Origin of the sequence: Leucobacter allii, assembly GCF_022919155.1 — a bacterium.
Lineage (GTDB): Bacteria > Actinomycetota > Actinomycetes > Actinomycetales > Microbacteriaceae > Leucobacter > Leucobacter allii.
On record NZ_CP095045.1, the window covers coordinates 1,710,546 to 1,735,250 of the forward strand.

The following is a 24,705-nucleotide window of genomic DNA, read 5'->3' on the forward strand; positions in this document are numbered from 1 at the left end:
TCACGATGCTCGGACGATGCCGTGCTCGTACCCGAGGATGACGAGGTGCACGCGGTCGCGCGCCTCCAGCTTCGCCAGGATGCGGTTCACATGGGTCTTGACCGTCGCCACCGTCAGGAACAGCCGCTGCGCGATCTCGGCATTGGCGAGGCCCTCGACGACGCAGACGAAGACGTCGAGCTCGCGCGGCGACAGCACCGTCAGCGGGTCCGATCGCCCGGCGGTCCGCCGACCCGCCCGATCCACGAAGGCCTCGATCAGCGTCCGCGTGACGCGCGGGTCGAGCACGCTGTCGCCGGCGGCGACGGTGCGGATCGCATCCGTGAGCTGCCCCGCCGTCGCGCTCTTGAGCAGGAAGGCGCTCGCGCCCGCCCGGAGGCTGCCGAAGACGTACTCGTCGAGGCCGAACGTGGTGAGCACGATGACGCGTGTGGCCGGGTGCGCCGCGGTGATCCGCCGCGTCGCCTCGATCCCGCCCATACCGGGCATGCGCACATCCATGAGCACGACATCCGGCGCGAGCGACGCGGTCAGGGACACCGCATCCTCGCCGGTGGCGGCCTCGCCCGCGACTTCGAGATCGTCTGAGGCCTCGAGCACCAGCCCGTTGCCGGTACGGATCAGCGCATGGTCGTCGACCAGCAGCACCCGGATCGCGGGCTCAGCCATCGTGCACCTCCGCACGCCGCTCCCGGTGCGCGTTCAGCACGGCCGACGTGCGCCAGCCGCCGCCGGGACGCGGACCAGACTCCGCGGTGCCGCCGAATGCGCGAGCGCGCTGCTGGATGCCGACGAGTCCGTTGCCCGGGATGTGCACGGCAGCCGCGGCACCGCCGTCGTCCTCGACGCGGATCTCGATGCGGCCGTGCTCATGGATGACGACCACCTCCACGGAGGACGGCGAGACCGCGTGCCGCAGGGTGTTCGTCAACGACTCCTGGACGATGCGGAACACCGCCTGGCGCAGGGCGACGTCCTCGGGCAGCTGATCCCCCTCGCGGGTGAGCGACACGGTTATCCCCGTGGCGCGCACCGATTCGACGAGCTCCTCGAGCTCGGGGAGGTTGCCGCCCGAGCGATGGAGGCGCTCGTCCAGGCCGGCGTCCGCGCCGCGCAGCAGCCCCAGCGTCCGGTGCATCTCGGCGAGGGCCTCACGACCGACCGCGGCGATCCGGTCGACCGCGGCATCGGCCTTCGCCGGATGCTTCGCCCGGATGCTCGCCGCCCCGTTGGCCAGCGACACGATCATCGTCAGCGCGTGGGCGACCACGTCGTGCATCTCGGCGGCGTTCCTCGTGCGCTCGGCGAGCCCGGCGTGCTCGATGCGCTCGTTCACGAGCTCGAGCAGCCGCTGCTGCTGGTCGCGCCGGTTCCTGACGATGAGGCCGGCGACCAGCGCGATGAGGGCGAAGGAGTCGAGCAGCGCGACCCGCGGCGGCTGCTCCCCGGCCAGCGAGTGCGGAACGGTCGCGAGCACGGTGGCTGCGACGCCGATGCCGTAGCCGATCAGTGCGCGCACGGTGGACTGCCGCGAGGCGACCGTGTAGAGCGCGAAGGCGGTCGGGATCGTCGGGAACCCGGTGCCCGGCTGCGCCAGCGGGCTCCAGGCGCAGGCGAGAGCCACCACGACGAGCACCGCCATCGGCTGCCGCCGGCGCAGGAGCAGCGCGCCGGCGGTGAGGCCGAGCAGAGGCCAGCCCCACCAGCCGAAATCGTAGGCGCGCAGGACGAGCGCCGCCGCCAGGGGTGTGCAGGCGAAGAGCACGACCGCGACATCGATGACGACGGGATGCCGCCGCAGCCAGGCGAGCGGCCTGGGCGGCGGACCGCGCAGATCGTCGATCCGCAGGACCGGCGTCTCCGTCATGGCCTCTCCTTTCGCGGGCACGGGCGGCCGAGCCGAGTCGACGCCACGGGGTCCATTCTCCCCAACGATCCCTGCCGGCGCACGGTGCGCGTCGGCGCGGTCCCGAGGCGCACCGTCGATCGCCGGACGCTCGCGGGTGCTGGTGTCGTGCCCGCTCAGGCGTCGCGGGCGGCGAGCAGCGCGCCGGACAGCGCGAGTGCGAGAGCCGTCCAGGCGGCGAGCACGCCGAAGCCCGCCCAGGGCGAGAGCTGCACGGCGGTCTCGAAGTCTGAGATGAGCCGGCGGCCCGCGATGGTGGGCAGGAAGTCGGCCGCGGCGCCGATACCGGGGATCGAGGCGAGCACCGGGGGCAGCACGACGATGAGCGCCAGTACCGCGACGAGCGCGGCGACGACATGCCTGACGAGGGCCGCGACCCCGATCGCGAGCACCGCGATCACCGCGAGGTACAGTCCGGACTTCATGCTCAGCAGCGCGGCGTCGCCGAAGGCGATCTCGTAGCGCACCTCGGTGCCGACGACCACCAGTGCCGAGACCCCGAAGGAGACGGCCGTGCCGATGACGCCGACGAGGAATCCGGACAGGGCGAGCACCAGGGCCTTGGCTCCCAGCCAGGGCAGGCGCGTGGGCGCGGCGAGCAGGGAGAGTGTGACCTGGCCCGAGGTGTACTCGTTCACGACGGCCAGCACCGCCAGGACGACGATCACGATCTGCGCCCAGAGCACCGCGTCGACGAACATCTCCGGTGTTGCGGAGATCTCCTGCCCGGCGAAGCGCTTGTCGCTGAGCCTGCCGACCGTGGCGATCGAGAGGAGTGTGCCGGCGCCCGCGATCATCACGAGAGCCACGACGAGCAGGATGCGGCTGGAGCGCAGCGAGAGGAGCTTCAGCGTCTCCGAGGCGATCGCTCCCGGCCAGGCCGAGCGGACGCGCGGGTACGGGCTTCGACGTTCCATCAGGGTTCCTTCCTTCGATTCAGGTATCGCGCCTGCTGAGCGAGATTCCTGCGATGCCGAGCGCGCCGGCGGCCCAGGCGGCGAGGACCGCCGCGCCGCCCCACGGGGTCAGCGCCGCTGCGGGGCTCTCCGCCGCGATGAGTACGCCGCCGGCCGGCGAGGGCAGATAGGGCACGAGGCGCTGCACCGGATCCCACGGGATCAGGGTGACCGCCAGCGGCAGTACCCAGACGAACCCGATGACGACGAGGATGCCGGCCACGAGGTTGCGCACGATGACGCCGATCGCGACGGCGAGGACCGCGATGCCGGCCAGATACGCGCCGGATCCGAGCACGAGGCGGACGGCGAGTGCTGCGTGGCCGGTGATGTCCGCGCCGCCGACCGCCCCCGCGGCCAGCGCCGCGACGGCACCGAGAGAGCCGACCAGGAAGGCCATGACGCCCATGACGACGGCCTTTCCCGCGAGTACCGGCCAGCGCGCGGGCACCGCGAGGAACGTGGTCGGGCCGGTGCCCGACGACCACTCGGTGCACGCGAACACCGCGGCGAGCACCGCCAGGAGCATCTGCGCCCAGGAGGCTCCGGTGAGCAGCTCCGTCGGGGTCGGAGTCGACGACTCGGAGGCCCGGGCGCCCACCAGCAGCACGGCGAACACCGCGATCAGCGCGAACGCCGCGAATACCGAGACCGGGTTCGAGGCGAGCGTGGAGAACTTCAGCCATTCGGCGCGGAGCGCCTTCGCGGGCGTGGCGCGGAGACGGGGCGGCGCTGCCGCCCGCGTCACGACGCGCTCCCGTCCGCGGAGCCGGCGCGGTACTCGACGGCGCTGCCGGTCAGCTCGGTGTAGGCCTCTTCCAGCGTGCGGTGCACCGGGGCCAGCTCCAGCAGCACGATGCCCGCGGCAGCCGCCCGCTGGGCGATCTGGTCGACGGGCACGCCGGTGACCTCGGCGACATCGGGTCCGCCGGAGCTCGTGGTGACGCCCGGACCCGACAGCAGCCGCATCAGCTCGGGCAGGCGCTCGGTGCGCACCCGGACGCGCTCCTCCCGTGCGGTCAGTGCAGCGAGCGGCGCGTCGGCGATCAGCGCGCCGCGACCGATGACCACGACGTGCTCGGCCACGAGCGCCAGCTCGCTGAGCAGATGCGAGGAGAGGAACACCGTGCGTCCTTCAGCGGCGAGCTGCGAGAGCAGGCCGCGCATCCAGGCGACGCCCTCCGGGTCGAGACCGTTGACCGGTTCGTCGAGGATCAGCGTGTGCGGATCGCCCAGCAGCGCCACGGCGATGCCCAGACGCTGGCTCATGCCGAGTGAGAACGTGCCGGCCCTGCGCGTCGCCGCACTCTCGAGTCCGGCCAGGGCGATCACCTCGTCGACGCGTCGTCGTCGGATGCCGTGCGTCGCCGCTACGGTGCGCAGATGGTCGACGGCGCGGCGGGACCGGTGCGCCGCCTTGGCATCCAGCAGCGTGCCGACCTCCTGCAGGGGCGCGGGCAATGCCGCGTAGCGCCGGCCGCCGATCAGCGCCTCGCCGGACGTCGGGCGGTCCAGGCCCACGATCGCGCGCATCGTCGTGGACTTGCCGGCGCCGTTCGGCCCGAGGAATCCGGTCACCCGGCCCGGCTGCACCTCGAACGTGAGCTCGCGCACGGCCCACTTCCTCCCGTACCGCTTGCTCAGCGCCCGCACTGCAATACTCATGACACCCTCCGGTTCCGTCGCGTGGATCTCGACCTGCTTCGACGGTACGGAGGAGCCCGCGGCGTCCGATGCCACCCACGGGTTGAACCTGAACGGCGCGGGCCGCATAGACTGTCGCCATGCTGCATGTCCGTGATTGATCGGCCGCGGCGACGTTCGAGTCGCCCCTCGGCTCCGATCCATATTCACCAGCACGCCACGGCGTGCGCTTCAGCATGAGGATTTTCTGCCATGCCTTCCGCTTCGGAGGCACGTTACATCGACGTGCTCGCACTCCCCCAGGTCCCGCTGACGTTCGGGACCTCGCTGATCGGACGGGCCGCCTACGCGCTCGTCTTCCTGCCGCTGCTCTATGCGGTCACCGACGCGACCGGGTCGATCGCCCAAGCCGGTATCGCGATCGCGCTCTACGGCGCGGGGGCCGGTTTCCTCGCCCCGGCACGCGCTTGGCTCATCGACCGCTTCGGTGCGAGAACGGTCCTCGCGACCCTGGTGATCCTGTTCGCGCTGGCGCTCGCGTCGATCGCGATCGCGGCGCTCACGGCGTCGGGCGGCGTCCTGCTCCTGGTGCTCAGCGCGGCAGCGGGATCCGTCGCTCCCCCGCTCGGCCCCACCATGCGGGTCGCGTGGCGCTCCCTCGCTCCCGAGGACCGAGCGCTCAGACGGGCGATGAGCCTGGACGCGGTCATCGAGGAGCTGCTGTACCTCGCCGGCCCGGCCGTCGCCGGTCTTGCGCTGGCGTTCGCGAGACCCGGTGTCGTCTTGCTCGGTCCCGCTGCGATGGTGCTCGTGGGCGGGCTGTGGTTCGTCACGACGCCGGCAGTCGGCGCGTTGGGCGCGAAGCCGAGCACTGCGCCGGGCGACCGCGGCCGGCGCCCGCTCATCCTCGAGCGGCGGTTCCTCGCGATCCTCCTTCCGGTGCTGATCGCGGGCGGCCTGTCTGGCGTGATCGGCGTCGCGGTGCCGAAGGTGCTGTCGGGCGAGGGAGGTTCGGCAGCCGCGGGCATCGCGTTGGGGTGCTTCGCGGGAGGCAGCGCGGTCGGAGGCCTGCTCTTCGGGCGCATGCGGGTGCGGGGCAGCGCGTTCCGTCAGCTCGCAGTGCTCGTCCTCCTGCTGGCTTCAGTGCTCACGACGCTCGCGTTCGCGTCCGGGCCCGTCGCGGTGGCGGTCGTCCTCGCTGTCGCCGGGCTGTGCTTCTCCCCCATCATGATCGTGGGCTACATGGCGGCCGGGACGATGGGCGGCGAGCACCGTCAGAACTCGGCGACGACATGGGTGAACACGGGCCACAATCTCGGCTCGGCCGCAGGAAGCGCGCTCATCGGCATCGGGCTCCAGCTCGCCGGTGCGCCGACCGCGATGCTCTGGACGGCGGGGGCGGCAGCCGTGCTGCTCCTCGTCGCCGGCGTGCTCAACGCGTCCGCCGGCGGGCTGAGCGCGTCCGCGAATGAGCTCGGCGAGTAACGCGCGGAGCGCTCCCGTGCCCGAGAGCGCTCCACGCCCTGCGCAGCGGCGACCGATCCCCGCCGCTCGGCACCCGACGGTCGACGGAGCGCGCACACCATCCGTCAGCGCCGGCGCTGGCAGCGCGGGCAGAAATGGCTCGATCGGTTCATGAACGCCATTCGCGTGATCGGGGAACCGCAGCGGAACGGATCTGGCAGCAGACCTGGCCCAACGACCCCAATGAGCGTCTCGACCGGGAGATCCGCCGCCGCACCGACAGCGTCGGCATCTTCGTCAAGAACAGACTCGCCCTCGTCCCCGGCACCGCAGCCGAGGGAGTGACCGACACCGTTCTCGAACTCAGCGCCACACCATCACCACGAAGGACACGGCGCTCGACCACCGGGAACCTGACCAGAGTGCGTCGAGGAGGGGGCCGGACAGGTTGAGACGTCGAGCGAAACCGGCGTCCGATTCGTCTGGCGGCATCGTCGCCACCACGAGCAGAACACGGCTACGCTCATCGCCAATGCCGAACATTCCCTCTTGGTCGAGTCGGCGCAGTGCCGCTTCCAGGGAGGCCAGCCGGCGCACGTACTCCGTCTCCGCGGCCGGATCGCTCATCTCGTGCAGCTGTCCGCGCCCCTCGAACGCTTCCTCCGTCCGGGCCAGGATGTCGTCCTCGACGATTGCGTCAGGGTCTTCCGCGAGATCCCACTGCCCGTCGCCGCGCACTGTGGCGGCCAAGTGGGGCCGGTACGCTTCACCCGAGGCCACAAGCGCATAGATGCAGAAGTCCTCGGTATGTGCTGCGCGAAGCCGCAGGATTGCTTCCCGAGCAGCGTCGGCGACGACGTCGACGAGCTCGGGGACCGGAGCGGCAGTGTCTGTCACGAAGAAAGTCCTCAATCCTGGGAGATACGCCCGCGCCGAGCGCGATCGGGAGCATGAGTATCGCCCGTTGTGAACACGACCATCATCTAAGGGGCGCACCACTGCTCGACTCGCTGGAGCATGACGAGCAAGGAACGTGAAGGGCTCAGGTGCGGCAGGCAAGCCAGAAAAGCGTGCGCACTCGATCCACGGCATCGGCCCGTTGCCCGTAGACCCCACAGGGTCTAAGATGTAGGCATGTGGAGCGTGGACATCGAGCCGATCGCGAGATGGCTCGCTTCGCTGGACGATGACTCACGCGCCCAGGTGGTCGCCGCGATCGAGCTGCTGGAAGACCGCGGTCCTCAACTCGGCCGGCCGATCGTCGACACGGTGTCCTCGTCGAAGCACCGAAACATGAAGGAGCTCAGACCTGGTTCCTCGGGGCGTTCCGAGCTGCGAGTACTGTTCGCCTTCGACCCGGAACGCTCAGCGATCATGCTGATCGCCGGCGACAAGACCGGCACCTGGAAACGCTGGTACAAGAAAAGCATCCCACTGGCCGACGACCTGTTCGACGACCACCTACGCAGCCTGAGAGGAAAGTGATCGAGTTGGCCATGTCACTGAAAGACTTCATCGCCGAGCACCCCGTGGACCGGGAACTCGTCGACGCCCACAAGGAGCGGATGCTCGCCGAGGTGCGCGCGTACCGGCTCCGCGAGCTGAGGGAAGCCGCTGGCCTGACGCAGGCCCAGCTCGCCGAGCGCATCGGCGTCGGGCAGCGCCAGGTCTCCAAGATCGAGCACGGCGACCTGGACAGTGCGAAGGTCAGCACGGTCCGCGGTTACCTCGAAGCGGTCGGCGGTTCCCTGGCGATCGAGTACGTTCTCGGCGACCAGCGCGTCCAGGTGGCCTAACGGGTCGGTTCACCCCTCGATCGAGGGGCCGGCAGCAGACACCTCAGCGCTGAGCTCAGTCGAACGTTGCCCCGACGATCAGTCGGTCATCTGAAGCTTCGAGCTTCACGACCGAGATCTTCGACGACTTTCGAGAACCCTCAGGAGCCCTGGAATCACGGGTTTCGAGGCCGCGCTGCAGGCCGTAAGACTTCAACAGCGCCACCACGTCCGAGCGCAGCCGCGCCGGCTCATCCGGGTCCAATTCAAACGACTCCGGCTCAACTGCGCGGTACTGGTCGGGGAACACAACCTCCGCGTCCGCCTGCAGGCTGATGATGGCATTGCTGGTTCGATGATCGCGCGCTCCTGTGCCAGAGCGCGAGTACAGGAGCCGTGCGTTCTCCAGCAGGCCGATACCGGTGTCGCTCTCGATGACGCCAAGCCGAGCGCGCTGGTCGCCGCAGGTCCCTGTGCTGCGAGGCAGTGCTGGAAAGCGAGCGTGTCAGGCCAAAATAGTACTAGCGGATCAAGCGTTGGCACCTCGGACAGAAATGGGAAGACCTCCCAGCAAACGGGATGCGTTTGATCGCCGTGCCGCAGCGATTGCACGGCTCGCCGGTGCGCCCATATGAATTCTGGGAGTGCGCAAAATACCCCCACTACAGCAGTAATGTACGTTCACCCTCATTGTCGCAGCCGACCGTCTCCCACCACATGAAGCTACTCGTCGAGGCGGGCCTCGTCACTCGTGAGCAGCGCGGGAAATGGGCCTACTACCAACCGACCACAGGTGCGCTCGCCGACGCGGCGAAGGCGCTGCTGGGCTGATGGCAGCGATCAGGCTTCGGCCGATGGTCGAGACGGACTGGCCCGAGGTCGAGAGGATCTACCGCGCCGGGATCGCGACCGGTCACGCGACGTTCGAATCCGGGCCGCCGTCCTCCTGAGACATGTTCACAGCGGGCAAGCAGCCTGGTCTCATGTTCGTCGCGGTGGACGGACCGAAGGTCGTCGGCTGGGCGGCCGCAGGCCCCGTCTCCGTCCCCGCCGTGTACCGCGGCGTGGTCGAGCACTCCGTCTACGTCGCGCCGCAGACGTCGGGCAGAGGCGTCGGGCGTCTCCTGCTGGAGGGCCTGATCAGCGCCGCCGAGGGCGCAGCCGTCTGGACCATCCAGTCGTCGGTCTTCCCCGAGAACGCGGCCAGCCTCCTCCTCCACGAACGAGCGGGGTTCCGCCAGGTCGCCCGGCGCGAACGGATAGCGCTCATGGAGCACGGCCCGCTCGCCGGCCAGTGGCGCGACACCATGCTGATCGAAAGGCGCTCGGACCACGACTGATCTGAGGCGCGGTGAGGCCGAGGCCTGCGCTGGTTGGACGCATACACTTGGGCAGTGTGGACGGAAGCCTGGGCCCAGGACGTCTCTAAGCACTGTCGACGAAGCGGATCACGTCGTGCATGTAGAAGACGTTGCCATGGGCGGCACCACACGAGCGCTCGAGGAGCTCCGGCGGACTTAAGCCACGTCGGCCCGTGCAGACGGGATTGGCCGTCATGAGCATGTGCCCCTCGAATGCCGGGTACCTGTCGCCGGACTGCTCGCGCAGCTGCGCTTCGCCGCAGCCGTGAGTGCACTCACGATCGATGGACCAGTCGAACTCAGTGGGCGTCATGATTGCTCATTCCCTTCACGGAACCACTCGGCACGGCGGCCGACCGCTGCCAGCGCTTCGTCGAGGCTGGTCCTGCCATCGACATAGTCGCGGACGATGCGCATGCCCTCCGCGTCGGGTCGGGCCCCTTCGAGGCCTCAGGTCGCGACGATGTCGGCCATCGACTCGCGGCGATCTTCGACGGAGTCGAGCGCAGCCCGTACGGACGCCGGGACGACCTGGGCCAGTGCGCCGAGGTTCAGGAACTTCTCGAGCGCCAGCTCGTAGCGCTGCTGGGACCAGCAGGTGCGCTAACCACTCAATGCGGGCCTCCATGCTGGGCTACAGCGAGTCCACTCAAACCCTCAGCTGCGCGCCTCGCGCGCCAAGTGTCCCCGAAGGTCACTTGTGAACGCCGCCCGCTTCAAACGGTCGCTTGTGGGAACTTCCCCTCCCGTGAAGTCAAGAATCGCTCTCGCCGCGTCCTCAAGCTTTCCTACGTAGTCGGAGCCTCTCAGCGATTCGACAATCTCTTCGCTTTGCGCAACTATTCGACCATCATTTAGCGCCAATGAGTCACCGCCGAGCGTTAGATACTTGTGAGCCATCAGGATGTGGTATCGCAAGGGCTTGAATTTCGGGTCTAGCGAAGTTCGAAAAGCCGATTCGAGTCGGTACGCCGCATAGGCCGAAGCCACATAAGGTTCATATCGGTGCTGATCCGCGAATATATCCTCGCCGATCCTCTCGTAGAGATCTTTCGGATAGCGAGTCGCAAGATGCGGCAGATTCGAGAATGTCCCTGCCAGCGCACGCATTTGTTCGCGGATGGCGACGACCCTCGTGCGAGGCACAGGGTCGTCGAAGTACTGGCCGCTCCGTCTTTCATAAGCTAGCCGGGTTCGAAGGGGGTCTAGCTGATAGAACTCCTCCAGGTTCTTCTGGAACAACGTAAGCGCCACCAGGTCACTGTCATTCACTGCTGTCTGCGAATTCGTCGCGAGGATAATGTTTGACGCCACTTCATCGTCATCGGTAACGATCACGCGGATAGGAAGCTGAACCGCGCTGACGTCTTCGAGTTCGTCCGCCACCAAGTGGACGCAATGGCTCGTCTGGCAACCGTTGACGATCTGATAGCCACTGAGTCGCACTTCATCACCCGGGCGTGGCGCGTACTGAGAAGCGACGACGGTTACGCCGTTGTTGAGAACAGGCAACAACAGGTTCCCTGACGACTTCAGAGTCTCCTGAATGCGATCGTTCACAGGATTGCCAGACCCTTGGAACCCGCGAACGTTATCGTAAAACACACGTTCGTTTAGTGATCCATCGTCGTTGCGAATAAGCAATAGCAGCTGGTCGAGGCTGATTAGCCCGAGGATAGCCTGCTCGACACCCGGCATGCTGGGAAGGTTGATGCTCTTCTTAAGAACAACGTCCACCTCGTTCGCTGCATCCTTCTTACGCGATGCTTCCACGAGTTGCACAGCGCCTTCTACCTCGACGCTGGCTTCACCCAAGAATGTCAAGTCCGACAGAGAAGCTTCCTCAGTCGCACGCCGTCGTTGCGTGGACGCGTCCGCAACCGACTGAGCGCTGGCAGCAGTCACGAAGTGCAGGTGAACGGACGGACGCGGGTTCTGCATCTTTGTCGCATGATCTTCAAACATGTACTGAAGCGCCTTAGATATGCGCTCCAGCTTTGGGTATCCCGTTGGGGAATCTCCGGTAAGCGTTCGCCTAACGACGTCACCCATGTTCAGAATTTCTGGCGAGTGAATATTCGTCGAAGTCTTGGCTTGCACGAAGTGGAGGGCAACGACAAGCTTTCCCGTGCCGCTGCAAATCTCCCTCGCGTCCGATTCATCGCGAACGAGTTCACCGTTGACCTCAAGGAGCGCCACGTCAATTCCGGGCGTGCTGGGGTCAAGGAGGAGTTCGGAGAGCGTCACCTGGTCCGTCAGATCATCCCTGAGCACCAGTTTTGCGGCGAACATTTCGAACGCATCGCTATCCGACACATCCCCCAGCTCGTTGCTCTCTTTGAACTTCTTGAACAAGCCACTCAAGAGTGGATCCACAGGCAACTCTCCTCCGCCATTGTCGTGCGTTCGCTTCCACGAACCTACCCTGTTCCGGAGGGCGGTGTCAGCGTCCAGCAATGTTTAGGCTTCCTCTTCTTTGGCTTGAAGCTGAGAACGCAGGTCACCCGTTGCGCCGCACGCACCCTATACAACTCGCCCCTCACCGGTAGCTTCATGGTGGAACTCGTCGCGATGCCGGGAGCCCAGCACCGCCCTGAGCAACAATCGGCTCTCCGCAGACATCCTGGCGAGGTCGATCACTGTGAGCCCCTCATCGCGCACGCCGGCCTTCCTGGCGCTGATGCGGGCCGAACGGCGCTCAGGCTAATGCAGCTGGGGCGGGGTCGGGCCGACGTACTCGGCCTGTCGGTCAAGGCAGCGCCAGAGGGCGTAGTAGTCGGAAGGAGCCCAACTGGACTGGTCCTCGTAGTAGATCCGGTCGGTCACGGGACTGCTCCTCTCGGCGTGCTCCTGGCACTTCCATTGTCGCGCAGGCGCGAGGGGCAGGGTTGGGCCCATGGAACAGGACCACGCAACGACGAGGCCGTGCGCCGTGCGCGGGCTCGACAGCAGGGCATCGAGAGGAGACCAATCACTATGGCTATGACACTGGAGGAGCTACTCGACAAATACCCCGTGGACCGCGCGAAAATCCAAGAGCACAAGGAGCGGATGCTCGCCGAGATGGAGGCCTACGACCAGAGGGAGTCGCAAGAGGTGCCCCGCCCGGGCAAAGCGCGGCTCGACGAATAGGCTCACGATGGAACACGAGAAGATCGGAGACGTGAACGGCGTGCCGATCCGCGTGCTCACGAGCGACGACTACAGGACATGCTCGGTGTGCGGTGGCAACTGCGAACCCGACCCGAAGTTCGTCTCCGACGAGCACTGCGCGAGGATCGCGTTCATGTGCCCTGAGCACGGGGTTCAAAGCCTGGTTGATTCATTCGAGGACCACCGCTGATTTACGGACGGAGTCTTCACGCTTCCGACACGCCAGGAAAGCAAGAACTTACCTACACGCTCCGAAGTGATCTTTGTGAGTAATAGGCGACCATAGCGAGTACCGAGCGATACTCATTCGCACCTCAGCCCTCCAGCTCGCTCGACGTACCCACGGCTGCCTCATTAAGTCCAGCTCACCAGCGACGCGGGATTCGGAGACTCGCGTCGTCTTGGCGTTCAGACTCGATTCGGGCTGCCGCACGGGTCGCTACATCGTCGTAGAACCGACGCATGGCCGAACCGGTGTCGAACTTGAGCGCAAGCAGTTCCGCGCCGACCTTGAGCGCGAGTTCCTCTGGGTCGTCCGCGCCGATTGATCGCGAGTAACTTCCGTATTCCGCGGAGCCATGTAACCCTAAGATCACGTCGCGCTCAAGGGGGCTGGACAGCGCGGATGCGGCCTCAATGGCTTCGGCAACGAAAGTCGGGGCTCGCAGAACAAGATCGTGGGGAGCACCATTCAGAATAGACCGGACCAGAGCGATGCGCTCCTGCTGCTGCGTCTTGATTAGCGAAAGCAGCACGGCGAGTTGGTCGTCCTCGTAATCGGCGAACATCCGCTGAAGGACGTCGAGGCCGTCGTGCCCGCGACGGTAGGGCGCATCTTCGAGCAACCAGTCGACGTGAGTTGCGATTAATGCGGGCAGGTCCTGACTTGCTCGGAAGCTGAATGGCATCGCGTCGAGATACGGTAGCGCGTCGTAGTCGTCGTCTGCCTCGCTCTGCTGATCAATGCGGCGTTGCAGGAACGTAAGCGCCTCCTGTGAATCGATCGCGATCTGCTGCGCCACTAACTCGCCAAAGACATGCGCGTCAAGACTCGGGGTCTGTGTGAAACGATCTAGGAAGCGTGCACGTTCCTCTCTTGATAGAGAGGCCCACGGAACTGTCGCGCTTCCGGAGAGAACGGTCGCCGCGGCCGCAGCAACCACCGAGTTCGTCTCGATGGGCGAAGCCTGCAAAATGTCCAGAACGAGATCGGGGTCAAGCGACTCTCGCCATCGGGCGGTCGAGAGCAGCGATGAGTAGACGGCGGGGTGCGGCGTGGTCAGCAATGCGCGCACGACACCCGCCTGGACAACGGAAAGTGCGCCTTGTACGCCTCCAACCGCTGACGCAAGCATCGAAGCAGAGGGCTCGCCCTGCCCAATTTTGTCGGTGGCGATTGACATCAGGTCTGGGTAGTCCGATGCAAAACAGACACCGAGGGCGGCTTCGACGATGCAATCGTCCGCTGGCGTTGCGACTGTGCGCGGCGCAAGGGCGACGCGAGTCAGGTCAGAGTTCGCCAAGAACAAGATTTGGAGCAGCTGGCGCGGCGGCGTGAAGCGGTCTCGTTCTCTCAGTGCGTCGTCTATCGCGGCGCGAAGTCGTGTCAGGATCTGCTCGGGTGAGAGGGTCGAAATCCACCGCCGGCAGAGATCTTGAGTCGCCTCACTGAGCTGCGCAGCTGCGCGGTGGAAGCGGGCAACGGCAGGTGAATCGGTAGCGTCGCTGCTGGTTTCTACGGTAACCCGTTCGTCGTCGTAATCCTCATCGGTGTGGAAACCACCACGCGTCAAGCGTGCAAGCAGAAGCTCGTCATCACTTGCCAGTGCCGCTCGTGCGGCGCGAGCTGCCAAGCGTCGTGGACCTTCCCCGTAGGTCGCATGCCAGCTCAGTGAGCGGTAGGCCGCAAGCCGAATGCCTGCTGGGCGGGACGCATCTGAAAGCACGGCACGCAGTGCGGCGACGATTGTAGTGAATTCATCAGTCACGTCGTCGGCGCGGTTCTTCGCAGAGAGCCCCTGTTCGAGCACCTCGATAGCTGCGAGAGCTGTGCGGTCATCCCGCCCGAGTGCAGTGATCGCGATTGTAATTGCAGCTGCTCTCACACCCGAGACGACGTCGAGGTCAATGTCGTGGCGGGCGATGGATAGATTCCACCCACGCGATTCGGTGACGATGATGTCGTGCGCCATCACTTCGACCAGGAGTGAGACCAGCTGGGGAGAGTACACCTCTAGCGTTGGATCGGCGAGGAGGTCGGCGACTGTCTCAACATAGACGCGATTGAAGCGGATAAGGCGGCGAGGATGAAACTGACCCAACTCACGGAGCAACCTCATTCCGTGTTCCGGGTTCTGGTTTTCCTGGCGGGTATCTGTTCCACCGATCTCGAGGAGCTTCCGCATCGACCGCGGCAGAAACTCCAAATTGTTTCCAGCGTTTGAAATGAGGGGCGCGAAAGCGCGACCAACTTCAGTGGCGGTAAATGTCCGCGGAGGACCCCAGATACCGCTCAATGGGTCTTCTTCGTCGGGGCCAGGGTTCGCGAGAAGTAGCTCAGCGAGATCGAGCGCGCGGCCTGGGTAGATCCCTGCGACCGGTGCGACACGCTTTGCGAGAGCGATGCGGTCAGAGTTCGCAAGAGTGAGCGCGTGCTCAGCCAAGGCAGACCAGAGCGTGTCGGCCAAATCGGATGGCCCCTGCGTGCGTCTTTGCCAATCGATCACGCTAACGTTTCGAAGCGCGTGCGATAGCGCGCGACCTCGTGTCTGATCAGCGAGTCGAAGCGCAAAGCGCTTGTCGATACCCGACTTTGAGACAAGCGCCCGCTCCAAGATGGCATCACCCAGGAGGTCGGGAACAACGCGAACGCTCTGCCCTCTACGCAGAACTAGACCGAGATCTTCGAGCTCATCCAGAACGTCGAGAACCGTTGCTTCGTCGTTATCACTGACACCCGCGATGACGTCCAGGAACTCTGACTCGCCGAGGTTCGCCGGCTGGATAGCTGCCACCGCCTGAAGTACAGAGATTCGGGCGTCCTCATTGGAGCCACGGACTACGACGTCGGCGAATCGCGTGAGGATTTGTTGGCGTAGTTCGGTTTGTGTCACCAGGTCGGTGTCTGTTAGGACTCCTTCGCGCATAAGATGTGCACCGAGCACGATCATGAAGGGGCAGTCGTAGCCCACATGGGCGAGGCCATTTACCCGAGTCTCCGTCGCCGACGTTCCGAGCGCCTCGCGGGCGAGAGATTCAGCCGCGTCGAGGGATAGATCATCAAGCGTGACTGAGATCTTCGCGGATTCGAGATCCGAGATTTCGAGTGCTGCCTGAAGCTGCGCGAGCGCGCGAGGTCGCGTAGACATCACTAAGGTCGCGTCGGGTCGCATGCGCCTGATTCCGAGTTCCAACGCACGGAGGTCAAACTCCGGATCCATCGCATCGTCAACAACCACGATGGGTGCACCCTCTGGAAGAGCCTCGTAGCTCTCGGGCGCGATCGCACCGCGCGATGCAAAGACCACGGTTCGACCGACATCGCTTCGTGCAAAGGCTCGCAATAGACGCGACTTGCCAATGCCACCTCGACCGATCAGGATGACCCGTTCCTCGAGGGCTACGCTGAGTCCCACAATTCTACTCAACTCCGCGTCTCGTCCGACCAACTCGAAGTTGCGATCAACGCCCAAACGGCCAGCAAGGGCGGAGTCGTACTCATCAGGTGTCAGCCACGGACTCGGCTCTCGAACTCCCAGGAACGGCTCGCGCATTCCCCTGAAGTAGGTGTCGACGAGTACTAAGGCGTCCGAACGCGGAAGCCCTCTGACGAGCGCGGACAGGTCCTCCCCATCCCACAGCTTCCAGTCCGGATGGTTGTGGATCTCCTTTCGGGCAGCGGGGGTGGCGGTCTTTCGGCTCAACGCGATGATGCCGGATGTGATCTGCGCCTCGCCCGTGACCTCGCCGATCGCCGCGCGGATATCCTCCGGGCCGAACGTCTTGTGCCGCTTACATTGCACACCAACTCGCTCGCCATCCCCGTCGATGAAAACGTCAACGCCGAACTGCTTATGACCTGACGACCCGTTCCGAGTTGCGGTCCGGCCAGGGTAGATCCGTGCGCCGAGATCCCTGGTGAAGGCTTCGAAAGCCTCATCGGAAAGGTTCTCGAACGGAAGAGCTAGGACGAGATTCTGAGTTGCGATGGCCGGGTCGTGGTAGTTACCCGCGATGGTCACCTCGTCGAGCGAGAGGCTGAGAACTGAACATAGCGCCGGGAGCTGAGCCTGTCGAGGTCGCGAACGTCCACGCTCCCACGCGCTGACGGTCTGCTGCCCGACACCCATAGCGCGAGCAAGCTCTGCTTGGCCCAGTCCAACAGCCGACCTTGCAACGCGGATCAACGTGCCGAGTACTGAGGTCATGCGAGGCAATCTACACGCGGTAAACACATCCGTATAGTCGCTGTACGTATTTAATCCGTGCGATAGTCCGCCGTGGGTGAAATTGGTAATCCAAGCGGTCGCCGGTGAATGCGCGCGACCTTCGGATGGGCCCTTGCATTCGACGAGAAGACCAGGTTCGCGATCAACATCGGCGAGGACACCTATCGGTGCCGCCTGCAGCAGGAAGCGCGGCGCGGCGCGGTGCAACATAAGAGGCCGCTGCCGCTCGAGATCGACGAAGGTTGGCACGAGCGGTGGTGGGCAGATCGGAGGCGATGGACGCTCGCCGCGAAGCTGCCGGGCTTCTTCGCGGCGCTCGACGACCCGGGAGCGCCCTAGCGCGAGCGCCGCGAACGGCTGGAGCACGAGCATCACGAGGATCTGGCCCTCTGGGAGCAGCCCGTGGCCCGCGCGCACGGACGCCACACCCACGCGCTCAACGTCCAGAGTGCACAGTCCCAGGCCGCAACGTGGCGCACGAACGACCTGCGCAAATGCGCCGAAGAGATCGCGCCGCGCAACGAGGAGACAGGCATGTTAGCCGCGTCGTCCGAGCGGGTCTCCTGGTTCAGGGCCGAAGCGGACCTGAATCGACCTTTGCTGGGCAATGACGCGCTCCGGGTCCCGACGCCGGAGAGACATTAGCCATACACCAATCTGGACAAGCACATGTCGAAAGGCCGGATGTCGACCGAGCCGCTTGATCCGCCGAAGCGGCTACCGTCGTGAATCCCGGGCCTCCCTCAGCGGGACACCAAACCGCCGTTCGAGGCTGCTGGCCTCGTCCTTGACCCCAGCTTTCTGAAGAGCGCGAATAGCTTCTGACAGGAGCTCACCGACTCGCACGACCTCTTCCCGCAGCGCGACGAGCTCATCCCGGCGCTCGACCTCTGCCTGCCCGCACCATTGGCGGAGCAGGTCGCGCATCGGCTGCCCATAGGCCTCCTCGGCGTCCCACTTCGCGGCCTTCTCAGGCTCGATGAAGAAGGAATGGGGGTTGCGGCCGCTTGTCGTGATCGTCTCCCCGTGCGTCGCGTTACGACGAGCCTTCTCCTCTTGCTCATCAACCTCCCGAAGGATCGAATCGGGGAACAGTTCGCATGCGCGGCGAGCGATGAGCTCGGTCGTCGTCCATGGAACGAGCAACGCCCCGTCTTCTTCGAAGGCCGCGGGTTCAGCCCGGAGGAGCGCTTCGTCGAGCTGCAGCAGGCGGGCCAAGCCGCCCACGTCAACGATGCTGGTGACACCTGGGTGCCTGTACTCGGGAGCAGCCAGCGATTCGTCGATCAGCTTGCGCATCACCTCGTCGACGGCATACTCCTCGCGTGCGCCACGCACACCGGGATGCGTGTCGACCGCTTCCCAGCGAGCCTCTCGCGCCCGAAACTCATCCACGTCGTGCCACCGCGCCTTCAGTCGTGCCGGGGGCACCCACTCTTCCCGTCCTCCGGCATCGTCGCCGACGAAGCGCACGAGCACCCGCGCGGGCTTCTGCGTGCCGAGGCGTTTGAGCTTGACTTCGACCAACGGGTCGATACCTCGGGCTCGATATGCCCAATGGTCGCCAGGTTCCATGCATTCATCCTTACTTTTCAGGAGCGGTACGCGGAGACTGATTCGACGAGCGCCGAGTTGCCTTGTTCAAATGCCGTCGGCGGTAGTGCTCACTGAGTTGCAGCTCAGAATTGATGCCGAGCAGCTGCGCGGCCTTTCGGATCCGAGTGCGGTGATGCTTGTCCTGAGTCATGTACGTGAATGCACGACCGGCCCACACCATTGAGGCAGCAGTCAGGAACAGCAGAAGCGGCGCGCCGAGGGATTCTTGCTGGCCGACGTAGTTCGGCACGCCATCACTGCTGTCCGACCGCTGGAAGTAGAGATCTGAGATGTTCACCGATGCGTGGCTGTACGAAGACAGGATCCGATAGTAAATGTAAGCGTCCATGCCGCCGGGCGTCAGATCCAGGCAGATGCCGCGAAAGCGTTGGACGCTGTCGGCCGACCCCTCGAACTCGGAAGGATCAGCATCAGTGATCTCCGGTGCGACATCGCGGAAAGTCGCAGACACGGCTTCGAACGCGTCCTTTTTCAGAGCCGCCCGTGTGCGGTTGTACTCGTGCAGAAACGCCGTAATGCCGTGCTGATCCTTGCTCTGCACCAACCATGCAGCCGTCAAAGCGCTCTCATATGCGAATCGCACTAGCGGGATCGCCTGATTCGGCATGTGGTTGTCCACCAGCAGAGCGATCGCCCGGGACGTCTCATAGACATGACAGGTCAAACCCCAGACGGCGGTCATGCGTGCAAGGTCAGAGCCAAGAAACCTCTTCCCCCGGCGTGCTGCCGGCTGGTGCAATGACTGGCTACCGTCAAAATCAAGCCAGGTCTCCCCCAACTCCGCCACAAGTGCGCGGAGGTCGGATTCTTCAGTCAGGGTCGGCATGACTCGGATCTTAGCCGGAGTCGGGGACATTGACTGAGGGCGAGCACTCGCAAGGATCGTCAGCCCGGCCACCCAATCGAGTAGATATCCACGCGCGCTGAGCGTGCGCGAGCGCCCCACGCTACGCCGAAGCGGGTAAACGTGAACGGGAAGGAATGAAGCTCTTGGACTGTAATGTACATTCACACGAGCTTGAGTCCTCAATTGCACCGCCCGTGAGCGCTAGCTCGGACACCACAAGCGCTCGGACTGGATCATCGTTTTCGTTGGCAGACCGGGCAAAAATGTGACGAGCGGTTCATGAAGGCAACGCGTTTAATCAAGCCCCCGCAACGACTGCAGGGTTTGCCACCACGGCCATATACTTCAATCGATCTGCTGAAGTAACCCGCCTGTCCGTTGACGTTCACGTACTGCGCATCGAAGCTCGTGCCGCCCTCGGCGAGTGCCTGCGCGAAGACGTCGCGCAGCGCTCCGAGCAGCTCCGCGGCCTTCCGCGCCGAGAGCACCCGTCCGGAGGTCTCCGGGTGGAGCCTCGCGCGCCACAGCGCCTCATCCGCGTAGATGTTGCCGACGCCGCTCACGAGCGTCTGATCGAGGAGCAGCCGCTTCACACCACTCGGACGCGCGCGCAATCGCTGGAGAAACACCGCATCGTCGAACCGCGGATCGAGCGGATCCCGGGCGATGTGCCGGGCCTGCCCCGGGACGCCCTCGGCGGTCAGCGCATCGAGGGCGAGCGAGCCGAAGAGCCGCTGATCGGCGAAGTCGACGCGCAGCTCGCCGTGCTCGGCGTGCTCGATCCAGAGCCGGATCCTCACGTGCCGGTCGTCCGCGGCCTCCGGAGCCCTGAGGAGGAGTTGTCCGCTCATCCCGAGGTGCGCGAGGAGCGCGAGCCCGGGCGCGGCCGCGGCACGTTCCGCCGCGGCCGCGCCGTTCGCACCTGGTGCGACGCGCTCCGCGACCGGCAGCCACAGGAACTTGCCGCGACGCACGGGGGCCGCGAAGCGGATCCCCAGGATGCGTCGTTCGAAATCGGCGGCGCGGGCGCGACCGGCCGCGTCCGAGAGCGTCACGCCGTGCCCGCCCTCGCCGTCCGCCGACGGCGCACCGTCGCCGCCGAGCGGCAGATGACGCTTGAGCGCGCGCGGATCCCGCACCTCGGCGGCGATGACCCTGGCGCCGGTGACCGCGGGCGCGAGGCCGGCTCGGACGACCTCGACCTCGGGGAGCTCAGGCATCGCCGCGGCGGGCCCGGCGCCGCCCGGCGCGCAGCGCCGTGACGGCGTCGCGCGCGGCCGCGAGCTCCGCGGCCTTCTTGCTCGTGCCTTCGCCCCGCCCGATGATGCCGTCGAGCTCGACGCGCGAGCGGTAGCGACGATCGTGGTCGGGCCCGGTGCCCTCGGTCGAGTACGGCGGATGCGGGAGCCCGCGCCGTGCGGCCTCCTGCTGCAGCGTGGTCTTCGGGTCGAGGGTGACCGTGAAGCGCTCGGGATCCGCGAAGAGCGGGGCGACGAGATCGAGCACGAAGCGGTCAGCGGTCGCCGGATCCGTCGAGAGGAACACGGCGCCGATCACGGCCTCGACCGTGTCCGCGAGGATCGAGTCCTTGTCTCGTCCGCCGGTGAGCTCCTCGCCCCGGCCGAGCCGGAGGGCGTCGCCGAGCGAGAGCCCGCGGGCGAGCTCGGCGAGCGCGGTCGTCGACACCACGGCGGCGCGTCGCTTCGCGAGCTCCCCTTCGGGGAGCTCCGGATGGTCGGCGTACAGCTTGACCGTCACCGCCTGCCCGAGGATCGCATCGCCGAGGAACTCGAGGCGCTCGTTGTGGGGAGCCCCTCCGTGCTCGTAGGCCCACGACCGGTGCGTGAGCGCCAGTTCGAGCAGCTCGGGATCGACGGCGACGTCGAAGGCATGGAGAAAGCCGCCGGGCTCCCCCTCAGGGGCGCCCGACGGCTTCCGAACGCTCTGCGTCACTTACGCGTCGGCGACCTTGCGACCCTTGTACTCGAGGAACAGGGCGTTGCCCTGCGAGTCCTCGACCACGCGGGCGCGGTGCGGGAGGCTGTAGACGGTCTTGCCGTTCTCGACGGTCTTGACCAGCTTCGGGGCCTCGGCCTTCCATGCGGAACGGCGGTGACGGGTGTTCGAGCGCGACATCTTCCGCTTGGGAACAGCCATGATGTTCTCTTTCCTACTTGCTTGCGGACTCGGGGTCGTCTCCCGAGCCGGGTTCATCTGCAGCCTCGGCCGTGCCGGTCTGGTAACCGGCCAGCGCCGCCCAGCGCGGATCGATCTCCGCCTCGGGCACCGCCGCAGCCTCGGCCTCACGGAGCTCACCGGACTCGGGATCGAGTCCCGGGCAGTCCGGGCGACACACTGGCTGGAACGGCAGTGCGAGCACTACCGCGTCTCGGAGCGGGGGTTCAAGATCCACGTGATCACCGTGAACCCCGTACTCGTCGGCCTCCGTAGGAGTATACGCGAAAAGCTCCTGAAACTCGACTTGAAACGGCGTGGTGAAATCTTTCAGGCATCGGCCGCACTCCGCGTGCACGGTGGTCCGCGCCTCGGCGCTCACGAGGATGCCCTCGTGCACGGACTCCAGGCGCACGTCGAGCGCGAGGGTCTCCCCAGCGGGCACCCGGGCGAGTCCCTCGCCGAGCCGCTCGGGCACCGCGAGCTCGCGGGAGCGCTCGCGCATCTCCCCCGGGCGGCCGGCGATGTCCCGGATGTTCTCCTCGAAGAGCCGCGTCGGCATCAGGCCGGCCTCGACTGGTCGAGGAAGCGCGCCACCGCCGGCGGAACGTACGGCGTCACGTCGCCGCCGAGTGAGGATACCTGCCGCACGAGCGTGCTCGAGACGTGCGCGTGCGCGGGATCCGGCAGCATGAACACCGTCTCCACATTCGCGAGGCTCCGATTCATGAGCACCATCGGGGTCTCGTAGGCGACATCGATCTGCGAGCGGATGCCCTTCACGAGCACGGACGCACCGACCTCGGTGCAGTAGTCGACCAGCAGCCCGACCGACCACGAGGCGACGAGGATGTTGTCCGGCATCTCCGGGTCTTCTTCGAGGGACTTCTGGATCAGCCCGACGCGCTCCGAGATGGGAAGCATGGCGTCCTTGCCCGGGTTGTGGACGACGAGGACGTGCACCTGGTCGAAGACGCCGGCCGCGCGGCGGATCACGTCCAGGTGCCCGAGGGTGACCGGGTCGAACGACCCGGGGACTACGGCGATCTTGCTCATGCATCCAGCATAGATGTTCGCGACTCCGGATCGGCCGAGGCCCGCCGGGCGCCGGCTCGCCGTGAGCGAACGCTCAGAGACCGTGCTGCTTGGCGAAGATGACGGCGTGCACGCGGTCCCGGAGCTGCAGCTTCGCGAGGACGCGGCCGACGTGCGTCTTCACGGTCGAGGCCGACAGGAAGAGCTCGCCGCTGATCTCGGCGTTGTTCTTGCCCTCCGCGATGAGGCGCAGCACGTCGAGCTCGCGCTCGGTGAGCGCCGAGAAGACGTCGGCCGAAACGGGTTCGGGGAGCGCAGGGGCCCCGAGGCGCAGCTGCTCGAGGAGGCGCCGCGTCACGCTCGGCGCCATCGTCGCGTCGCCGGCGGCGACGCGGTGGATCGCGTCGACGAGCTCCGTCGGCCTCGCGTCCTTCAGGAGGAAGCCGCTCGCGCCGGCTCGGATCGCCCCCGTCGCGTACTCGTCGAGATCGAAGGTCGTGAGGACGAGCACGCGGGTCTCGGGGAAGCGCTCCACGATGCTCGCGGTCGCGTCGATGCCGTTCACTCCGGGCATGCGCACGTCCATGAGCACAACGTCGCAGCCGGCGCCCACGGCCTGCAGCCGCCCGAGTTCGGCGAGCGCCGCGCCGCCGTCCCCGGCCTCCGCGACCACTTCGATCCCCGGCTCCGCGAGCAGCACCAGCCTGAAGCCAGTGCGGATCAGCTCCTGGTCGTCGACCAGCATCACCCGGATCGCCTGGCCGCCTGCTTCATCGTGCACGTCGTCCTCCGTCGTCCTCGTCCATGCGGATGGCGAGGTCTCCCGCCACCGCTCCGATCTCTCGGTTCACGGTCCCGCCGCCCGTGTTGCCGGCACGATCCCGAGCGCTCGCATCGGTCGGCAGTTCCGCCCACAGCCGCCAACCGCCGTCGGCCGGTCCCGACTCGATCCGGCCGCCGAAGACGCGGACGCGCTCGGCGAGCCCCGCGAGCCCGCGCCCCGATCCCACCCCGGAGACCGGCGCGGGAGCGCCGGGCACTCGGCCGTGGTCGCGCACCGTCACCTCGGTGCCGAGCGGTCCGCGGGAGACGTTCACCTCGGCGCGGGCGCCGATCCCCGCATGCCTGAGCACGTTCGTGAGCCCCTCCTGCACGATGCGGTACACCGCGAGATCCTGGCCGCGGTCCCCCGCATCGGCTCCGCGGACGCGCAGTTCCGCGTCGAGCCCCGCCTCGACGAAGCCCTCGATGAGCGCCGGGAGCTCATCGACGCCGGGCTGCGGCACGAGCGCCGCTTCGTCGTCGGGGGCGTGCAGCGCGCCGAGCAGCCGCCGCATCTCCGCGAGCGCGGTCCGGCCGGTCTCGGCACTGCGGCGCATCGCGTCCGCCGCCGCCTCCGGCGCCTGATCGGCCGCGCGCGCCGCGCCCTCCGAGAGCGCGATCATGACGGACACCGAGTGCGCGACGACATCGTGCATTTCCCGCGCGATGCGCGATCGCTCCTCCGCGACGGCGAGCTGGGCGAGCTGATCGCGTTCGCGCGCGAGCTGGTGGGCGCGGTCGATGATCGCGGCGAGATAGCGCCGGCGGTTGCCGAGGTTGATCCCGAGCATGACGATCGCGAGATACCAGATGGCGGTCATCGTCGTGAGCGCGATGAGGTCCCCGGTTCCCGAGGCGCGCGCGTCACTCGCGAAGAGGCCGGAGGGCGATCCGGCGAAGGTGCCGGAGGCGACACCCGCGTACGCCAGCGCCGCGCCGAGCACCGCGATCGCGTATCCGGCCCAGGCCGCGGGCACGCTCCGGTAGACGGGCACCGCGTAGAGCATGAACATGAGCGCCACGCCCGTGGCGAGCGACACCGCGTCGTTCGCCCAGAAGCAGACGGCGACGGTGACCACGAGGCCGATGAGCGGAAATCTGCGACGGAGGAGGAGCGCGGCGCCGACGGCCGCGAGTCCGAGAATCGCGAACGGCCACCACGGCCAGGCGAGGTACGCGGGGAGGGCGATCCACCCGTCAGGGTCGACGGCGCCGCCCGTCGTGATCCTGCGGCCCGCGGCGCCGGCGGCGTCGAGGAGCATGCCGCAGAGCACGCCGAAGGCGTAGCAGGCGACGATGCTCACATCGACCGCACGCGGGTGCGCGGCGAACGCCCGCCGGATGACGCCGGGAGGCCTCGGCAGTCGCACCTCCGCCGTCACGGGCGGGGCCTGGGGGAACGGCGCTCCCCCGGCTCGATCGATCCCGCTCATCCCCTCACCCTAGCCGCACGCGGCGCGCCCGCGGGGACCGGGATCCCCGCGGCCGCGCCGCCCGGAGCA

General features: G+C 66.6%; 28 protein-coding genes and 2 pseudogenes. 9 read left to right on the plus strand and 21 right to left on the minus strand.

Features of this window, described 5'->3' with window-relative positions; all coding sequences use genetic code 11:
* The 5 genes from MUN78_RS08015 to MUN78_RS08035 form a co-directional block, all read right to left on the minus strand.
* Positions 1 to 669, minus strand: a complete 669-nt coding sequence (locus tag MUN78_RS08015) for a response regulator (RefSeq protein WP_244693928.1) — start codon at positions 667 to 669, stop codon at positions 1 to 3.
* The gene (locus MUN78_RS08020; protein ID WP_244729867.1) at positions 662 to 1,867 is read right to left on the minus strand and encodes a sensor histidine kinase; all 1,206 of its coding nucleotides are present in this window, start codon (positions 1,865 to 1,867) and stop codon (positions 662 to 664) included. The genes MUN78_RS08015 and MUN78_RS08020 overlap by 8 nt, the downstream gene beginning before the upstream one ends.
* 155 nt (positions 1,868 to 2,022) lie before the next feature.
* Positions 2,023 to 2,823, minus strand: a complete 801-nt coding sequence (locus MUN78_RS08025) for a hypothetical protein (protein WP_244729868.1) — start codon at positions 2,821 to 2,823, stop codon at positions 2,023 to 2,025.
* Between the two features lie 19 nt (positions 2,824 to 2,842).
* Positions 2,843 to 3,610 (minus strand): hypothetical protein, encoded by a 768-nt coding sequence (locus MUN78_RS08030; protein ID WP_244729870.1) that lies wholly within the window; start codon positions 3,608 to 3,610, stop codon positions 2,843 to 2,845.
* Positions 3,607 to 4,527 carry an ABC transporter ATP-binding protein gene (locus MUN78_RS08035; RefSeq protein WP_244729871.1) on the minus strand — a complete coding sequence of 307 codons (921 nt, stop codon included), beginning with the start codon at positions 4,525 to 4,527 and terminating at the stop codon, positions 3,607 to 3,609. Before MUN78_RS08035 ends, MUN78_RS08030 begins: the two co-directional genes overlap by 4 nt.
* A gap of 231 nt (positions 4,528 to 4,758) precedes the next feature.
* On the opposite strand from MUN78_RS08035, the gene MUN78_RS08040 reads away from it, so the two are divergent.
* Positions 4,759 to 5,991, plus strand: a complete 1,233-nt coding sequence (locus MUN78_RS08040) for an MFS transporter (RefSeq protein WP_244729873.1) — start codon at positions 4,759 to 4,761, stop codon at positions 5,989 to 5,991.
* Between the two features lie 104 nt (positions 5,992 to 6,095).
* Here MUN78_RS08040 and MUN78_RS08045 read toward each other — a convergent pair whose 3' ends face one another.
* Both MUN78_RS08045 and MUN78_RS08055 read right to left on the minus strand, forming a co-directional pair.
* Positions 6,096 to 6,152, minus strand: a complete 57-nt coding sequence (locus tag MUN78_RS08045) for a zinc finger domain-containing protein (protein WP_346730635.1) — start codon at positions 6,150 to 6,152, stop codon at positions 6,096 to 6,098.
* A 181-nt stretch (positions 6,153 to 6,333) separates the two neighbouring features.
* Positions 6,334 to 6,867, minus strand: coding sequence for a DUF4303 domain-containing protein (locus MUN78_RS08055; RefSeq protein ID WP_244729874.1), 534 nt, complete (start codon positions 6,865 to 6,867; stop codon positions 6,334 to 6,336).
* Between the two features lie 237 nt (positions 6,868 to 7,104).
* Here MUN78_RS08055 and MUN78_RS08060 point away from each other — a divergent pair, with 237 nt between their 5' ends.
* Together MUN78_RS08060 and MUN78_RS08065 are read left to right on the plus strand one after the other, a co-directional pair.
* Complete coding sequence (locus MUN78_RS08060; RefSeq protein ID WP_244729876.1) at positions 7,105 to 7,455, plus strand: type II toxin-antitoxin system RelE/ParE family toxin; 351 nt, start codon at positions 7,105 to 7,107, stop codon at positions 7,453 to 7,455.
* A gap of 11 nt (positions 7,456 to 7,466) precedes the next feature.
* Entirely contained in the window at positions 7,467 to 7,766 is a 300-nt protein-coding gene (locus tag MUN78_RS08065) for a helix-turn-helix domain-containing protein (RefSeq protein WP_244729877.1), read from the plus strand.
* Between the two features lie 55 nt (positions 7,767 to 7,821).
* On the opposite strand, the gene MUN78_RS08070 is transcribed toward MUN78_RS08065, so the two are convergent.
* Positions 7,822 to 8,055, minus strand: coding sequence for a hypothetical protein (locus MUN78_RS08070; RefSeq protein ID WP_244729880.1), 234 nt, complete (start codon positions 8,053 to 8,055; stop codon positions 7,822 to 7,824).
* Positions 8,056 to 8,266: 211 nt separating this feature from the next.
* A complete protein-coding gene (locus MUN78_RS16800) occupies positions 8,267 to 8,335 on the minus strand; it encodes a zinc finger domain-containing protein (RefSeq protein WP_429952321.1) in 69 nt (22 codons plus the stop codon).
* A 100-nt stretch (positions 8,336 to 8,435) separates the two neighbouring features.
* On the opposite strand from MUN78_RS16800, the pseudogene MUN78_RS08080 reads away from it, so the two are divergent.
* A pseudogene (locus MUN78_RS08080) lies at positions 8,436 to 8,576 on the plus strand (ArsR family transcriptional regulator); the annotation flags it as partial.
* Positions 8,576 to 9,085: pseudogene (locus MUN78_RS08085) on the plus strand (N-acetyltransferase family protein). The pseudogenes MUN78_RS08080 and MUN78_RS08085, both read left to right, overlap by 1 nt.
* Positions 9,086 to 9,170: 85 nt before the next feature.
* On the opposite strand, the gene MUN78_RS08090 reads toward MUN78_RS08085, so the two are convergent.
* Together MUN78_RS08090 and MUN78_RS08095 are read right to left on the minus strand one after the other, a co-directional pair.
* Positions 9,171 to 9,419: a hypothetical protein gene (locus tag MUN78_RS08090; protein WP_244729882.1), complete on the minus strand. Its 249-nt coding sequence runs from the start codon at positions 9,417 to 9,419 to the stop codon at positions 9,171 to 9,173.
* 344 nt (positions 9,420 to 9,763) lie between these two features.
* On the minus strand, positions 9,764 to 11,482 hold the full coding sequence (locus MUN78_RS08095) for an AIPR family protein (RefSeq protein ID WP_244729884.1): 1,719 nt from the start codon (positions 11,480 to 11,482) through the stop codon (positions 9,764 to 9,766).
* Positions 11,483 to 12,082: 600 nt separating this feature from the next.
* Here MUN78_RS08095 and MUN78_RS08100 point away from each other — a divergent pair.
* Both MUN78_RS08100 and MUN78_RS08105 read left to right on the plus strand, forming a co-directional pair.
* A complete protein-coding gene (locus MUN78_RS08100) occupies positions 12,083 to 12,238 on the plus strand; it encodes a hypothetical protein (RefSeq protein WP_244729887.1) in 156 nt (51 codons plus the stop codon).
* Positions 12,239 to 12,245: 7 nt separating this feature from the next.
* Positions 12,246 to 12,449: a hypothetical protein gene (locus tag MUN78_RS08105; RefSeq protein WP_244729890.1), complete on the plus strand. Its 204-nt coding sequence runs from the start codon at positions 12,246 to 12,248 to the stop codon at positions 12,447 to 12,449.
* A gap of 175 nt (positions 12,450 to 12,624) precedes the next feature.
* Here the strand turns inward: MUN78_RS08105 and MUN78_RS08110 are convergent, their stop codons facing one another.
* Positions 12,625 to 16,686, minus strand: a complete 4,062-nt coding sequence (locus MUN78_RS08110) for a helix-turn-helix domain-containing protein (RefSeq protein ID WP_244729892.1) — start codon at positions 16,684 to 16,686, stop codon at positions 12,625 to 12,627.
* Between the two features lie 108 nt (positions 16,687 to 16,794).
* On the opposite strand from MUN78_RS08110, the gene MUN78_RS08115 reads away from it, so the two are divergent.
* Positions 16,795 to 17,046, plus strand: coding sequence for a hypothetical protein (locus tag MUN78_RS08115; protein WP_244729895.1), 252 nt, complete (start codon positions 16,795 to 16,797; stop codon positions 17,044 to 17,046).
* Between the two features lie 63 nt (positions 17,047 to 17,109).
* The gene (locus MUN78_RS08120; protein WP_244729897.1) at positions 17,110 to 17,352 is read left to right on the plus strand and encodes a hypothetical protein; all 243 of its coding nucleotides are present in this window, start codon (positions 17,110 to 17,112) and stop codon (positions 17,350 to 17,352) included.
* Positions 17,353 to 17,424: 72 nt separating this feature from the next.
* Here MUN78_RS08120 and MUN78_RS08125 read toward each other — a convergent pair whose 3' ends face one another.
* The 9 genes from MUN78_RS08125 to MUN78_RS08165 form a co-directional block, all read right to left on the minus strand.
* On the minus strand, positions 17,425 to 18,282 hold the full coding sequence (locus MUN78_RS08125) for a hypothetical protein (protein WP_244729898.1): 858 nt from the start codon (positions 18,280 to 18,282) through the stop codon (positions 17,425 to 17,427).
* A 10-nt stretch (positions 18,283 to 18,292) separates the two neighbouring features.
* Positions 18,293 to 19,150 (minus strand): DUF5677 domain-containing protein, encoded by an 858-nt coding sequence (locus MUN78_RS08130; protein WP_244729900.1) that lies wholly within the window; start codon positions 19,148 to 19,150, stop codon positions 18,293 to 18,295.
* A 254-nt stretch (positions 19,151 to 19,404) separates the two neighbouring features.
* Positions 19,405 to 20,391 carry a bifunctional DNA-formamidopyrimidine glycosylase/DNA-(apurinic or apyrimidinic site) lyase gene (gene mutM / locus MUN78_RS08135; RefSeq protein WP_244729902.1) on the minus strand — a complete coding sequence of 329 codons (987 nt, stop codon included), beginning with the start codon at positions 20,389 to 20,391 and terminating at the stop codon, positions 19,405 to 19,407.
* Positions 20,384 to 21,124, minus strand: coding sequence for a ribonuclease III (gene rnc / locus MUN78_RS08140; protein ID WP_429952312.1), 741 nt, complete (start codon positions 21,122 to 21,124; stop codon positions 20,384 to 20,386). The genes mutM and rnc overlap by 8 nt, the downstream gene beginning before the upstream one ends.
* Positions 21,125 to 21,328 (minus strand): 50S ribosomal protein L32, encoded by a 204-nt coding sequence (rpmF, locus tag MUN78_RS08145; protein ID WP_244693934.1) that lies wholly within the window; start codon positions 21,326 to 21,328, stop codon positions 21,125 to 21,127.
* A 13-nt stretch (positions 21,329 to 21,341) separates the two neighbouring features.
* The gene (locus tag MUN78_RS08150; protein WP_244693935.1) at positions 21,342 to 21,908 is read right to left on the minus strand and encodes a YceD family protein; all 567 of its coding nucleotides are present in this window, start codon (positions 21,906 to 21,908) and stop codon (positions 21,342 to 21,344) included.
* On the minus strand, positions 21,908 to 22,402 hold the full coding sequence (gene coaD / locus MUN78_RS08155; protein ID WP_244693936.1) for a pantetheine-phosphate adenylyltransferase: 495 nt from the start codon (positions 22,400 to 22,402) through the stop codon (positions 21,908 to 21,910). Before coaD ends, MUN78_RS08150 begins: the two co-directional genes overlap by 1 nt.
* A gap of 73 nt (positions 22,403 to 22,475) precedes the next feature.
* On the minus strand, positions 22,476 to 23,126 hold the full coding sequence (locus tag MUN78_RS08160; RefSeq protein ID WP_244730042.1) for a response regulator: 651 nt from the start codon (positions 23,124 to 23,126) through the stop codon (positions 22,476 to 22,478).
* A 25-nt stretch (positions 23,127 to 23,151) separates the two neighbouring features.
* The gene (locus MUN78_RS08165; protein ID WP_244729904.1) at positions 23,152 to 24,636 is read right to left on the minus strand and encodes a sensor histidine kinase; all 1,485 of its coding nucleotides are present in this window, start codon (positions 24,634 to 24,636) and stop codon (positions 23,152 to 23,154) included.
* Positions 24,637 to 24,705: the final 69 nt, after the last annotated feature.